The organism is Burkholderia sp. HI2714 (assembly GCF_002223085.1).
Lineage (GTDB): Bacteria > Pseudomonadota > Gammaproteobacteria > Burkholderiales > Burkholderiaceae > Burkholderia > Burkholderia lata_D.
Window position 1 is genome coordinate 1 of record NZ_NKFM01000003.1, and the last position, 13,542, is coordinate 13,542.

The window sequence follows — 13,542 nt, forward strand, 5'->3', positions numbered from 1 at the left end:
CTCATACACCGCCTCCAACGTCAGTTCCTGTCGTCTGGCGATCTCTTTCGCTCGCACGCCGTCGCTGAACATCAGAATCGTCCGCGACCGGTCTCGTATTCGCCAATCACGACGGCTTCTCGCCATCGCTTCAAGCTTTGTACGTTCTTCCTGCGTCAGTTCCAGCGCTTTCAATGCCATCAGCTTCGTTGCTCGTCCCGTCCAGTTCGAACCATGATTGTAGAGACATTTCATGTCGAAGGCTTATTTTGACATGCGGTGCCGGGGGTCGCCGAACCTCTCGAATAGTCTTATATAAGCGACACGGCAGAAGCAGCCTCGGTCGCCCGTGAACCGCCCCGCCGCATCGAGCTCAATCCTCCGCCGCTCACCGCCCCACCATCGCCCTCACCACGCCGTCCCGGCGAATCAGCCCGTGATACAGCGCAGCGGCAAAGTGCGCGAGGAACGTCGCGAAGAACAGATACGCCAGCACCCGGTGCGCGACCCGGAGCCAGGCAAACGTCACCGGATCCGCTGCCACGATCGCCGGCAGCTGCACACCACCGCCCAACGTCACCGGATACCCGCCGGCCGACAGCATCGCCCACCCGATCAGGGGCATCGCGAGCATCAGCGCATACAGCGCGAGATGCGACCCGCGCGCGGCAACCTTCTGCCACCACGGCAGATCCTCGGGCAATGCCGGCGGCTTCGACAGAACCCGCACCACGATCCGCACGCAAACCAGCACGAGCACGGCAATACCCAGAGGCTTGTGGATCGCCACCAGAAGCGCATGCCGCTCAGAGACAGACGCCACCATCCCCACCCCGATGAACAGCATCGCGATGATCATCGCGGCCATCACCCAGTGCAGCACCCGCGCCGGCAAGCCAAACGTCGTCGAAGCCTTCATCACCGTCCCTCCCCACTCAATCGCGCCACGCCCGCTACCCCGGCCTCTTCACTCGTCCTGCGCAGATACGAATCCGCATAGGCCGCCGACCGCGCCGCCAGCAACGGATCCCCCGACGCCTGAATCCCCTGCGGCAGCACCGTCGGGTCGTAATTCACATCTCGGCACGGCCCGCTGTCCTGCGCCTCCACGCGGTCGAGCACGAGCGTGCCCGCATCGAGCGTCGTGCGCTGTGCAGGCCAGACCTTCGTCGCGTCGTCCACCGGGTCGCCAGGCGCCGCCAGCGTGACCAGCAGCTTCCACTTCTGCGGACCGGCCGCGATGCGCTGCGTCACGTCCTGCTGCAACACGTTCGGGTCCGCCGCCGTTGCGACGTCGCCGGCGCCGGCCGTCTGCTCCGGCACGACGCGCCACCGCACCGCCTGGCGCTTGCCCGCCGCGTCGACGAAGTAGAACGCGTTCAATCCGTAATAACTTTCGGTGACGTAGCTCGCGCTCGGCTTCGCACCTTTCACCCATTCGCGGAACGCGGCCGTCTCAGGGTGCGCACCGAAAAACGCCTTCACCTTCGCCGGATCGGGCTTGCCCGTCTTCGGATCGGCTCGCGTCGCCAGCAATTGCGCGTAGAACGCCTGCGGCGTCGCGACCGGGAACACCGGCATCGCGTTCATCCCGGTGCGCCATTGCTCGCCATCGGGCGCGGTGAGCTTCAGCGCGAGGCTGCGGATCGGCACGCTGCTGTCGGGCGCATACGGATTCCCGCCCGGCAACGCGAAGCGCCCGACCACCGGCGTGCGCACCGCCTTGAAGAATGGCGCGACCGAATACGCGCTCGCGGCGCCGTTGCCTTCGAAGTAACCGGTCACGCACACGCCCTTCGCGTGATTGCGCCGGAAACCCGGGTGAATGCCGCCGCCGGCCGTCTGCAACGCATCGACGACCCGGTGCGGGGTCAGACGCGCCGGCGCGAGCCAGCCGCCGACATACCCGAACGCCACGGCCACGCCGGCCACCGCGCCGCCGATCGCGGCCCAGCGCCACCACCCGCGCCCGGGCTCGCGCTGCGGCGAAGAAGAGGAAGAAGATCGCTCCATATATAGGCTCCCGACCGTCAGGTCATTGTCGAACCCGCGTAGGACGCCGCCCGCGCCGCTTTATTCCAAGAAAAGTTTTTTCGTATGCTGGTGGAATAAGCGGCGCCGACCGGCGTCCTACGTGGCATCTCGACCCATTCGGCAACCGGCCTAGCCATGCCCTCTACCGCCCTCGACGACGACGCACTGCGCGAACTCATCCCCAGGCTGCGACGCTTCGCGCTCTGGCTCGCGCGCGACGTCCACGCAGCCGACGATCTCGTCCAGTCGACGCTCGAGCGCGCGCTGTCGCGCTGGACGAGCCGCCGCGACGACGCCTCGCTGCGCAGCTGGCTCTTCACGATCCTGTACCGGCAGTTTCTCGACGGCAAGCGCAGCGCGAAGCGCTACGCGTGGCTGCTTGGGCGCATCCGCGACGACGATGACGCGCACTGGCCCTCCGCCGAACGCGAATTCGCGGCGCGCGCGACGCTCGAAGCATTCGGCCGGCTCTCCGACGAGCAGCGCAGCCTGCTGCTGCTCGTCGCGGTCGAAGGCTTCACCTATCAGGAAGTCGCCGACCTGCTTGAGGTGCCGATCGGCACCGTGATGTCGCGGCTCTCCCGCGCGCGCCAGGCGCTGCGCCAGTTGAGCGACGGCGAGCTCCCCGCTCCTTCTTTGCGTTTGATGAAAAAATGAACACGCCTCCGAACGAACACGACCTCCAGGCCTATGTCGACGGCCAGCTCGACGACGATGCGCGTGCCGCGGTCGAGCGCTATCTCGCGCTGCATCCTGAACGCGCGGAACAGGTGAAGCAATGGCAGCAGGATGCGCAGCGGTTGCGGGCCGCGCTTGAGAGCGTGCGAATGCCGGCGGACAACCCGGCGCTGGATCCGACGGCGATTCGCGGCCGGCGGGCGGAGCGCTCGCGGATGCGGTTCGCAATGGCGGCTTCGTTCGTGTTTTGCGTCGGGCTCGGGACGTTCGGCGGATGGCAGGCGCGCGGGTGGAACGCGGCGCCGCCCATCGCGCCGATGAGCGATGCGGTCAAGGCTTACCAGATGATGGTGGTCGATCGGACGGCGAAGGTCGATTACCGGCCGACCGGTGCGGGCGATTTGCAGGGATGGCTCACCAAAGGCGTGGGCGCATCAGCGAAGCTGCCGGATTTGAGTGCGGCGGGGTTCAGGCCGGTCGGCGGCCGGTTGTTCACGACAGACAGCGGCGCTACCGCTGCGATGGTGCTCTATGAGGACGAGGCCGGACGGACGCTGAGCTTCTATCTCCGGCCGGCCGAATCGAAACATCGGCTGTTGCCGGCCGGGCAACGCGTGGATGGTGCGTTGCTCGCGCGATATGGATCGGTGAATGGGCTCAACTATGCGGTGGTCGGGCCGGCCGGGAGTCTCGGGGAGAAAGCGGTCGTGCAGGCGCTCGATCGGCAGACTTGAAGTAGCAGGATGCGCGCCCGGTTGGCGGTTGGTGGTAGCCGCCAGCGCCTTTGGTGGGGCGGCCCGGCGGGCTTGAATGGGCGCACGCTCACCACTCGAATGCACAGCGTTTCGACTGACTTTCCCTGGCTGTTATGCACATCGAGGCCACGCCGGTGCCCTCACCTTTGGAATCACAGGGTTTCGAGTCGCCGTGGAGCAGGATATCCACATCGATCACACGTAAGCGATCCGCCTTCCAAGGCGGGCTACGATCCTGTCCGTCCAGGTAGAGTCGCCACCGGGACCTGGCTGCCGGCAAGCATCTTGTTCGTTCGGCGCACAAACACCCAGTGCCAAACCCAGAGGAAAACCGCGACGCCGCCAGCGATGGAGCCAATGGTATTGGGTATCAACGAAAGAACCTGGGCAAGACACCACCCGATGCCGCTGATCCGGCCGAACGAGCGCAACCCCGACAGAGCCGGATTGATACGAGACTCCGCTTCCAGAGACTTCGCAACGTTGGAAATAATGAAGAAGTCCTCGATGAAGTTGTAGGGCAAGAGGAACATCAGCCAGACGCTGTTGGGTTCAGCCGCACGCGATCCTCGATTGACCGATTTCAGGGTAGTCCTGAGGTCGCTCGCGTAGGCATAGACCAGCGCCAGGAAAACCGCGATGACGACGATGCTTCCGATTGTTCCAAGCACCGCTATTTCGCCGAGAACGCCCCCGTCTTCGGAGGGATAGACAAGGGGATAGGCGAGCCCAAAGGCAATGGGGATGCTCAGAATGGCCTTGAGAATGGTCCGTGCAGTTGCGCTCATGTGTATCGGAGGGAATCGGTGCGTTGTCACCGGCAGCATAGCGAACGATCATCCTCGCTGTGCGACTTTGTCCTGCTCTATGCCGCCTTCTCTCGCGACGCTAGCCGAGTCGGTATCTGAACCGCACCGGGAATCGTGACGTCGAGTTGTATGGAAGCGCGATATCCACGACCCGTGAAGTAACGCGAACCTCCTCGCCGAATTCGCGTACCCTCACCCATTGAATGCACAGGATTTCGAGTGCGTTGGCGGCTCGATATCCACAAGGCATTCCATCACGGCAGATCGTGCGAACACGCTCCACATCGCCTGCGCTATTCCGGACAATCCCTGTCAGACAAGACGTTCGGGCTGATTCGCATGGTCGAATGCATGGTGCTCACCTGTCCGACGCACAGCGATTCGACTGGTTGGGCGTGCGGGTTGTCCACATGCGCGCTGTGGACAAGCGCACGAAACCCGATGCACGTTCCGCATGCACCTCGTGCTCAGGGCTTGCTTCTCTCCGTTCAGTCGCGCCCAGCTTATGATCCGGGCACACGCTCACCTTTTGCCCGCACAGCGTTTCGCATCGTTTTGTGCCTGGTTATCCGCATATGAGGGCTGACTACCTTCATCGTCTCCGAACCTCGGCGGTATGCAAAATCGAGGCACCGCTCATATAGCGTTCGTGCTTCTCGTTCACGGCTTGCTCATGACGTTGCCCGGATATTGCGGGTTCGGGCTCATCTTCGGCACCTGCTGCGGCTCCAGGAAATACTGCGATTCGTCCGGGATAACGCCGTCTACATATCGATTGTCCTCCCACAACAATCGCCAGTGCGTCTTGACGGGCGTTCTCATCTCGTTGTCCCTGAGGTTCGGCGCACAGATGTCCCGAATGAGGTAATTGAAGCAGCCATTGCCGCGCAGACTGCGTTCGCCGACCGGCACGATGCCCAGCCATTTCGATCGCTCGACGGCAACAGGCTCCCAGATGCCGTCACGAGGCACCTTCTCGCCGGACTTGATCACCGGGCCAACTGGTTCTGGAACCTCGGGCAAGTCCTCCGGAAACACCGGATACGGAACCGTGTAGAAGGTGCTCCTGTATGCGTCCGGGGACAGCAGCAGCCCCACCGAGCGCAGTTGCGCCAGATCGTTGTTCAACCTCGACGGCTCGAGTGGCACATGGTCCATCTGGTATTCCGATGCGTGAAGCAGTTGGGCCAGCGCATCGATCTTTGGCGGATACGGGGCGAACTGCGCGCCACGCTCCCAGTAGTCGCAGTGGGGGAAAAAATACGCGTTCAAATAGTTGGACCGATCGACCGCGTATTCCAGCGGCTCGCCGGTCTGCCAGACGAACCGCTGCCCGCGGGCCAACTCGGACCCGCGTGCTCGTATTCGTTCGCGAAAATCGCAAACGCATCGCGCTTGCGCTTCCAGAGCGAATAACTGGTCAGACGTTGAAGCAGCCAGAAAATCTTGCGTCGAGTGGCGTCGTCCGTCATGTCGTACAGCTTGATCGTGTCCGTCATCGCCGACCTTCGCGATTCGCCGTCGATCGAGTCGTTGCGGTCATTTTGTTGTTGATCATCTTGGTCTGGATGTCGCCGCCCGCCCGCACTACGAACGCTTCACCAGATGCCACGTCACCCAGTGCACCTTGAGCTCGCCGAGATTGTCCCTGACGAGCATGTCCGGCATCGCCGCGCCGGCTTCGACGTGCAGCGTCTTGCCACCGTACTCGGCCGTCTGCCATTCGCCTGAAACCGGGCAGCGATCGCCGGTCCGGACCTGCGTGACGGTTTCCCGGTCCGGCTGCGGCGCCGGCGGCTCAAGGAAATACTGCGATTCGTCGGGAATGACGCCGTCCGCGTATCGCTTGTCTTCCCACAACAGTCGCCAGTGTGTCTTGAAGACCTCTCCCGTGTCATCGTCGCTGAAGTTCGGTGCGCGGATATCCCGAATGAAATAATTGAAACAGCCATTGCCGCGCAAACTACGATTGCCGACCGGCACGATACCCAGCAATTTCGATTGCTCGACGGCAACGGGTTCCCAGATGCCGTCGCAAGGCACCTTGTCGCCGGACTTGATCACCGGGCCGACTGGCTCAGGAACCTCCGGCAAATCCATCGGAAACACGGGATACGGAAGGGTGTAGAAGCTGTGCTCGTATGCATGCGGGGACAGCAGCAAATCTATCGAAGTCAATTGTGCGACGTAGTCTTCCAAAGGTGGCGGCTCAAACGGCGCATACTCTATCTGGTATTCCGACGCATGTAGCAGTTGAGCCAGCGCATCGACCTTCGGCGGATAGGGGGCAGCCTGCGCACCGCGATCCCAGTAATCGTAATGGGGGAAGAAATACGCGTTCAAATGGTTGTACCGATCGATCGCGTATTGCAGCGGCTCACCGCGCTGCCAGACAAACCGATACCCGCGGGCCAATTCGGGCAATCCTCGATCGTAAGCGGCGAGAATCTCGAAGATGGTGGGCAAATTGTCTGCCGGCACGCGCTCAGGATCGTCTTCTGGCCAGGTCTTCACCGCGTGCTCGTATTCGTTTGCGAAGATCGCAAACGCATCACGCTTGCGCTTCCAGAGCGAATAGCTGGTCAGACGTTGAAGCAGCCAGAAAATCCTGCGCCGCGTCGCGTCATCCGTCATGTCGTCCTGCTTGATCGTATCCGTCATCTCTGACCTTCATTGTTCGCTGCCGATCGAGTCGCTGCAGTCACTTTACTGTTGGTCGCCTTGGTCTGGATTTCATCACCCGCCAGCCGGCGTGTCTTCGTCGAGTAGTGGATGTCGTCCTCGTACTTGCTGTAGCCGTACACCTTCTCGACATTCTCCCAGTTCGTCTTGTGAAACTCGATCTTGACGCCGTTGTACTCTTGCGTGACGTGCAGATCCGCGTGCCCGGTGAAATTCTCGAATTGCTTCTTGATCTTGTTCCCTTCTTCGGTCACAAACGCCGACAGTGCGCCGAAGTCGACAACCAATTGATCGGCGCCGCCTTCGAGATACTGCACGGGCGTCGCCGTGCCGTACTGTTCGGCAATCTTTCCGGCCCACGCATTAGCCGTGGGCATCCGCTCGCCGAAATCGTGCGGCAACTGCATGACGACGATGAACCCGTTGCCGTTCCAGGTATCCAGCACCGCGGAGAGCCTGCGCCACTCCTCCGCGCTCTTCGGCGGCTCGCCGACGCCCCAGAACGCGGGGTTCCGGCCGCCCGCCGAACTGCCGGCCTGCCATGTCGCAAGTTCGGACGGGTTACCGAACACGCGATACACCTTCTTGCCAGCGAGCTCCTTCGCACTCAGCGCCGTGATCGGGCCGCTGAACGACGCGATGTCGAGAAACACATCCTTATCGCCGTACAGCGGCATCTTGCCTTTCCGGTCGATGATGTTCGGCCAACCCTGGGCAATTTTCTTGCCGTATTTCGCCTTGAGCCGCGCCTCGCCACTTTTGTTCGCCAGGCACTCCTCGGACGGAAAACGACCGCGACGAATATCGCGGGCAAACTTGCGCTCCTGCAGATACGCCTCTGCCTCGCGCGCGATCTTCGGTGCGCCACCCGTCGCGATTTCATGCATCTCGCCGCGATAGACCATGTTCTGCAGCACCCTGAGCTTCGCGTTCAGCTCCTTGATCGCCTCCGGCACGATCTTGTCGGCCATATCCTGAATCGCGTGAAAACCGCTGCTGACGCGCTCGAGCGCGGCGCGATACTTGTCCGGGAGCAACCTGCCGACGCCTGCCTCGAGCACACGACTAATGGAAACTCGTATGCCCGCGCAAAAATCCTTCAGCTTCCCGAGGACCAGCGCCTGGTACTTGGTCAAGTCCAGCGCCTTCAACCACTTCGGCGCGTCGCCGTGCCCCATCCGGTTCAGGAATTGCACGACCGCCTTGAGCAGTTCGGCATCCTTCGCGACATCGCCGGTGACCTTCAGCAGCAAGCGTCCGAGCCCCTTGATGACGCCGCCCACGACCGGGATCAGCGCGAAGATGAGCACGACCAGCAGCAAGCGCTGCATCTTGTCGTCGCGCTTGGCCGGATCCTGGCTCATGCCGATGCTGACGGCCAGCAGGTCGCGAACGGCGGTTGCGTCACCCACGAGCGGAACCATGCCGATCGCGGCATCGACGATGATCTGGCTGATGGTCTGCTTTTCGTTGAACGCGCCTTCCAGCGTTCCCCAGCACCATTGCCCGACCTCCAGCGACGTTGCCTTGAAATCCTCGATCGTCCAGCTCACGCTCACGCTCCCCCGTGCTTGTTGATGATTGCGTCGATGTCGGCTTCGGAGAGGCTTTCTCCCTTGTAGTCGGGATTGGCGGTCGTATCCTTGCGCGCATACGGGCGCGCGTCCGGCCCGAGTTCGACCTTGATCGCGCCGGCCGGCACGTTCTCCAGATGCATCCGTCCCTGCGAATCCAGCACGCCTTCGCGCGTGGCGCCATCGGACAGCGTCGCGATGTACTTCGCGCCCTGCACCGGCTCGTTGTCGTGATACTGGTATTGCAGCGTGGCCGCATGCACGGAAGTCGGCAGCGCCGGCAACGGATAGGCGAGACTCGTCGGCCCCGCGAACGTATGCGACGCACCCTTGATGTCGACCTTGCCCGGCGCATGAACCTCGACGTTTCCACCCTGGATCCGGATGTACGCGCCGCCGCTCGTCAGCAGGATCCCCTGATCGGCCGCGATCTCGATCCGATCCGTCGACGACACCACCTTCACCGCCTTCTGCGCGGTCACCTCGATGTTGTCCGCCTGCGCCTGGATCTCGACCTTGCCCTTGCCCGCGAACAGCTTCATCCCCGCGTTCTGCACGAACAGGCTCAGCTTCTGCCCGATGCTCCCGATCAACGACTTGCCCGCCGCGACGTGCACGCTCTGCCCGCTCGCCACGTTCACGTGATCGTTCGCGGCCACATGCACCGACTGCTGCGTCGACATCCCGATCCCCGATGGGCTGCCGAACAGCATCACCGGTTCCTTGAATGCATTCGCGTTACCCGTGCCGCCGCCTGCCGTGCGCCCGCCGGACGCGCTGCCCGATGCGCTGTCCTGCGTCGCATCCGTGAACGCGCGCATCGTGTCCTGCGCGTCCTTCATGCTTTCAGCCTGATGCTGCTCGCTCACGCCCGACATCGCCTCGACGAGGCTTTCGCCCGTCACGAGCTGCTGCTGCGCTTCCTTCACGTCGAGTGGCTGGCTGTTCGCCGCCTTCGGGTGCGTCGTCACGTACAGGCCCTGGCTCGCCCGCACCGCGCCATACGCATCCGAGCGCAGGTCGAACCCGCTGCCGAGGTACGACCCGCGCGAATTGCCGTTCTGGTCGATGATGTAGCCCAGATGCAGCAAGCTGTTCGCGCTGCTGCTCATCAGCTGCACGCGGTTCTGCCCGGTCGCGTCGTCCATCACGAGCTGGTTGTAACCGCCGCCCGAATACTCCTTCGACCGATACCCGGACAGGATCCCGTCGGTATGCCATTGCGGCTGGTTCGCGCCGTTGTACACGCGCCCGACCGCGAGCGGCCGGTCGCAGTCGCCGCCGACGTAGTCGATCAGCACTTCCTCGCCGATGCGTGGCACGTGCACGCCGCCGTAGCCGCCACCCGTATCCGACTGCACGACGCGCACCCAGCACGACGCGTTCTCGTTGCCCGGATTCAACCGGTCCCACACGAACTGCACACGGATCCGGTTCAACTCGTCGGTATAGACCTCCTCGCCCTGCGGCCCGACGACGATCGCCGTCTCGAGGTGCATCTCCGGTTTGCGATGCTCGAACGGGCTGCGATACGGCACGCTCACGCGTTGCGCTTCGACTTCGACGAGATAGAAGCCGGTCGAGCCGTCGTCGTGCGATACCTGAAGGCCGGGGGTATTTTCGTATCGCGCGCGCACCTGATCGAGCGCGCGACCCAGGCTGTGCGGGAAATCCGAGTCGGTGCCCGAGACGGGCAAGTTGTTCTCGATCCACCAGGAAACGCCGATCGCGGCAAACTCGCGCTGATCAGAGGGATCGCGATCGTGCGCGGGATGATCGGCCAGCGTGAAGCGCCGGCCCGCATCGATCGCGCGCACCCCGCCCGCGCCATGAAAGCGCTTCGCCTGCGACTCCCATTCCTCCATCCGCACCTTCGTCAGATGGTCGCCGCGCGACTGGTCGAGGTACGTGTAGGCGCCCGTGTACTCGTAGACCTCGAGCTGATCCGGCAGCTCGCCCTGACCGCCCATCGTCGGCAGCGACGTGCCCTTGGGGTTCGCCGACTGCGAAGGATTCTTGTAGTCGAACGTGCGCGTCGTGCGCGTGACGCTCTGCAGCGTGCGCGTGCCCGACCATTGCGTGAATGCGTCGGCGTCGCTGCCCACGCCGCCGCTGTAGAAGCGTAGCGTTTCCGGCGACAGCGGTACGAGCGCCTGCAGGTTGTCGGTGATCACGAGCGTATGCGACTTGCCGTCGTCGGCCTGCTGCCACGTGCCGTACAGCCCCTCGTCCTCCATCAGCCGGTGCACGAAGTTCCAGTCCGTCTCGCTTTGCCGCGTATACGACCGGTTCTCCAGGGGCTGCGACAACGCAAACCGGAACCGTCCGCGTGCTTCCGGATGCATGCCGAGCACATCGGAAATAATTTCCTCTGCATTCTTGTCGATCCAGATTTTCTCGTCGCGGCGGAACCGCAGCACATGCATCCACGCGTGCAGTTCCAGCTGATAGGTCGTCACCCCGCCGTTCGCGCCAAGCCGGCGCGCGGTGTAGATGTAGCCGCTGACGGGCCGGTACGCATTGTTCGCCTGCTGGATCCACAGCGTGGCCGGTTGGGCGATCAGCTTCTTGAGTTCGAGATCGTCGTTGCCCGCGACGACGTCGAGCGTGAACGAATAGTCCCGCCCGATCCGCGATCGGCCGATCGCGCGCTGTACGGCGAGTACGTTGGCGCCCAGCGGCGTATCCAACTTGAGCAAGCGGTCCTGCTGAAGCAATCCACCGCGAAGCGCGGCGTAGATGTCCGGCACGTTCATGATGCAGCCCTTTTTTATTTCAGCACCCTCGGATGGTGTCTGTGACTCAGTCGCGCGAGATTCTACCGTTTAATCAGGGCATTAAGGCTAATCGTCGGACCAGGAAAAGGGACATGACAGCAACCCGCGCCGGGTGATCCGTCGCATGTATCGCCCCGGCCGTCGTCGCTTCGTTCGGTTCAGGCTGGTGTGCCGTCGTCACCCAGGCCGCTGCGTTTCAACGTTTCGCGCAGGCAGTACCGGCACACGGGTTCGCCGGCATTCCACAGCATCCGGAACGCTTCCTCGTCAGCGATTCTGAGCGCCGAATCCTCGACCCCGCCTCCCGGCCCAAGCACCTGATGCAGAAACGCTTCGCTGAACCAGTACTTCAGCTCATGCCTCGTCGTGCCATCGGTCACCTGCACGACACGACAATCGCGAATCCCGTCAGTCGACAGGATCGCTGCTTCGATATCAGGCGATGTCGGTACCGGCGAGATCAACCCGTGAAGCTCGCATCGCATGAAACCCTCCGACCGTGTCGCATCGGCCGCGACGACGGATGTGTCGAATGCCTGCTGCAGCGACCTGGGCTCACGTGGTGTTTCACCGGACCGCACGAGCAACTCGTCAACACACGTCGAGCAGCCATAGGCCCGCAAACGCTCGAGCGCTGCAATTTTCGGGAACGCGGTGACATGGGCAACGTTCCCGACGAACGACGCTTCGACTTCAAGTTCGTCGAACTCGGCACGCAGCACCCACATTTCACGGCTGTACTTCGGCCGGTCGAGCGAGACCTTGACCAGTTCCCCGGGCGCAAACTGGCCGCGCACCCGGACGCGTGCATGGACACGCTCCGAGGTCATTCTGACAACGTTGAACCCGTGCCGATGGCAAACAATCGGTCCCATCACTGGCTCCCCTTGCGAGCATCGTTGGTATCGCCCTGCTTTTTGCCTGGGTTCATCTCGTCGCGGAAAACATCGATTCTTCGCAGCGCTGCAACGCGGTCGGTGAATCGATCTTTTACCGGGACGTCTCGGCGTATCCGGTTCATATCGTGGCGAACCACCTGGCGATATCGTCGATGTCTTTGCGGGACAGCTTCCCGATGCGATCGACGAACACCCCATAGTCGAGATCGAACTTCACGTTGAATCGCTCGCCTTTGTAGCGGCAACACAGGACATCGGCTTCGGGCATCGATACGCGCTGCTCGAACACGATGTCGCCCGGATGTTGCTGCAACCGGTGTACGACAGCATCGATATCGAGTGCGTCGAGCCGGGTCAACGAGGAATCGCTCATCTGTCGCGAGCCTGTGCGCCAGGCCTTCGGATCCTGAATGCCGGCGATTCTACAGACACAGCTGCACATGCATCGTCCGATGCGTCTCACAGCTCGCCGCTTCATTCATCCGATCACCGCACGCAGTGCATATCCTGCGCGGATCACAGTCGACGGACTGTGCTTATCCAAAGGTGTTAACAGAGTTCGTATACATACGTAGTGATAGTTAACAAACCCTGTGCCTCACAGTGGATAACGTCCCTAACCCCATGAATTCTCGACGGGAAGCAGAATGCATAACCCTGGGTGCGCGACGTGAACAGCTCCCGGCAGCACAGAACAACTTTTCGTCGATTCACAGCCGCGGCGACATATCCTCAATCGCTCCACTGTGAATCCAGAGGCTTGCCGGATGGTTATCCAGAGGGCAATGTGGATAACATCACAGCGCATGGACGCGTTTTGCTGTGATGCGAACAGGTGAAGCCAACGTTCCCGGCATCGCCAGCCCACGTCGATCGTCGGCGTCCGCGCACCTCGATTCAAAAAATTTTCACGAAGGGGCTTGTGCTCCTCAAAAACCCTCTCTATAATTCGCGGCTTCTTAGGCTCGTAGCTCAGTTGGTTAGAGCACCACCTTGACATGGTGGGGGTCGTTGGTTCGAATCCAATCGAGCCTACCAACGAACAAATGAAGGGGTCTGGCAGCACAACTTGCCTACAGGCAATGCGGCTCGCCAACATACAAACGCCACGCGGCAACATCGCGTGGCGTTTTTCTTTTTCCGGCCGAAACAACGCCTGTCGCCCCGATGCGTTGCGCGATCCGCGGCATCGCATCGTTCCTCACCGACACCTCGATCCGCCATACAACGTATGCGGTCTTTTAACGACACCCATCAGAGGTTGGGAGTGGCAGGCATGCTCCATGGCATGAGGGCCGCGTAGTCGTCGGCGGTTGCAGCGAGAGGCAGCTTCGTGAACAGCCAGACGAGGTAGC

General features: G+C 62.3%; 11 protein-coding genes, 1 tRNA gene and 1 pseudogene. 3 read left to right on the forward strand and 10 right to left on the reverse strand.

Annotation, left to right across the window (positions count from 1 at the left end; genetic code table 11):
- The 3 genes from CFB82_RS00095 to CFB82_RS00105 form a co-directional block, all read right to left on the reverse strand.
- Positions 1-234: hypothetical protein (locus CFB82_RS00095; RefSeq protein ID WP_218829056.1), on the reverse strand; the 234-nt coding region annotated here is incomplete at its 3' end.
- Between the two features lie 133 nt (positions 235-367).
- A complete protein-coding gene (locus tag CFB82_RS00100) occupies positions 368-898 on the reverse strand; it encodes a cytochrome b (protein WP_069246707.1) in 531 nt (176 codons plus the stop codon).
- Complete coding sequence (locus tag CFB82_RS00105; RefSeq protein WP_069246708.1) at positions 898-1,992, reverse strand: catalase family peroxidase; 1,095 nt, start codon at positions 1,990-1,992, stop codon at positions 898-900. Before CFB82_RS00105 ends, CFB82_RS00100 begins: the two co-directional genes overlap by 1 nt.
- Positions 1,993-2,148: 156 nt before the next feature.
- Between CFB82_RS00105 and CFB82_RS00110 the strand changes: the two genes are divergently transcribed.
- Together CFB82_RS00110 and CFB82_RS00115 are read left to right on the forward strand one after the other, a co-directional pair.
- On the forward strand, positions 2,149-2,670 hold the full coding sequence (locus CFB82_RS00110) for a sigma-70 family RNA polymerase sigma factor (protein ID WP_089444700.1): 522 nt from the start codon (positions 2,149-2,151) through the stop codon (positions 2,668-2,670).
- The gene (locus tag CFB82_RS00115; protein ID WP_069246710.1) at positions 2,667-3,425 is read left to right on the forward strand and encodes an anti-sigma factor family protein; all 759 of its coding nucleotides are present in this window, start codon (positions 2,667-2,669) and stop codon (positions 3,423-3,425) included. Before CFB82_RS00110 ends, CFB82_RS00115 begins: the two co-directional genes overlap by 4 nt.
- Before the next feature lie 248 nt (positions 3,426-3,673).
- Here the strand turns inward: CFB82_RS00115 and CFB82_RS00120 are convergent, their stop codons facing one another.
- From CFB82_RS00120 to CFB82_RS00150, 7 genes and pseudogenes are all read right to left on the reverse strand, one after another.
- A complete protein-coding gene (locus CFB82_RS00120) occupies positions 3,674-4,234 on the reverse strand; it encodes a hypothetical protein (RefSeq protein WP_256978635.1) in 561 nt (186 codons plus the stop codon).
- 681 nt (positions 4,235-4,915) lie between these two features.
- Positions 4,916-5,754: pseudogene (locus tag CFB82_RS00125) on the reverse strand (Imm72 family immunity protein).
- Between the two features lie 88 nt (positions 5,755-5,842).
- A complete protein-coding gene (locus CFB82_RS00130; RefSeq protein WP_089483149.1) occupies positions 5,843-6,916 on the reverse strand; it encodes an Imm72 family immunity protein in 1,074 nt (357 codons plus the stop codon).
- A complete protein-coding gene (locus CFB82_RS00135; protein WP_089483150.1) occupies positions 6,913-8,490 on the reverse strand; it encodes a hypothetical protein in 1,578 nt (525 codons plus the stop codon). Before CFB82_RS00135 ends, CFB82_RS00130 begins: the two co-directional genes overlap by 4 nt.
- Before the next feature lie 2 nt (positions 8,491-8,492).
- Positions 8,493-11,267 (reverse strand): type VI secretion system Vgr family protein, encoded by a 2,775-nt coding sequence (locus CFB82_RS00140; protein ID WP_143750854.1) that lies wholly within the window; start codon positions 11,265-11,267, stop codon positions 8,493-8,495.
- 179 nt (positions 11,268-11,446) lie between these two features.
- Positions 11,447-12,163 (reverse strand): hypothetical protein, encoded by a 717-nt coding sequence (locus tag CFB82_RS00145; RefSeq protein WP_143750855.1) that lies wholly within the window; start codon positions 12,161-12,163, stop codon positions 11,447-11,449.
- A gap of 142 nt (positions 12,164-12,305) precedes the next feature.
- A complete protein-coding gene (locus CFB82_RS00150; RefSeq protein WP_069246715.1) occupies positions 12,306-12,560 on the reverse strand; it encodes a hypothetical protein in 255 nt (84 codons plus the stop codon).
- A gap of 588 nt (positions 12,561-13,148) precedes the next feature.
- On the opposite strand from CFB82_RS00150, the gene CFB82_RS00155 reads away from it, so the two are divergent.
- A tRNA-Val gene (locus CFB82_RS00155) sits at positions 13,149-13,225 on the forward strand.
- Positions 13,226-13,542: the final 317 nt, after the last annotated feature.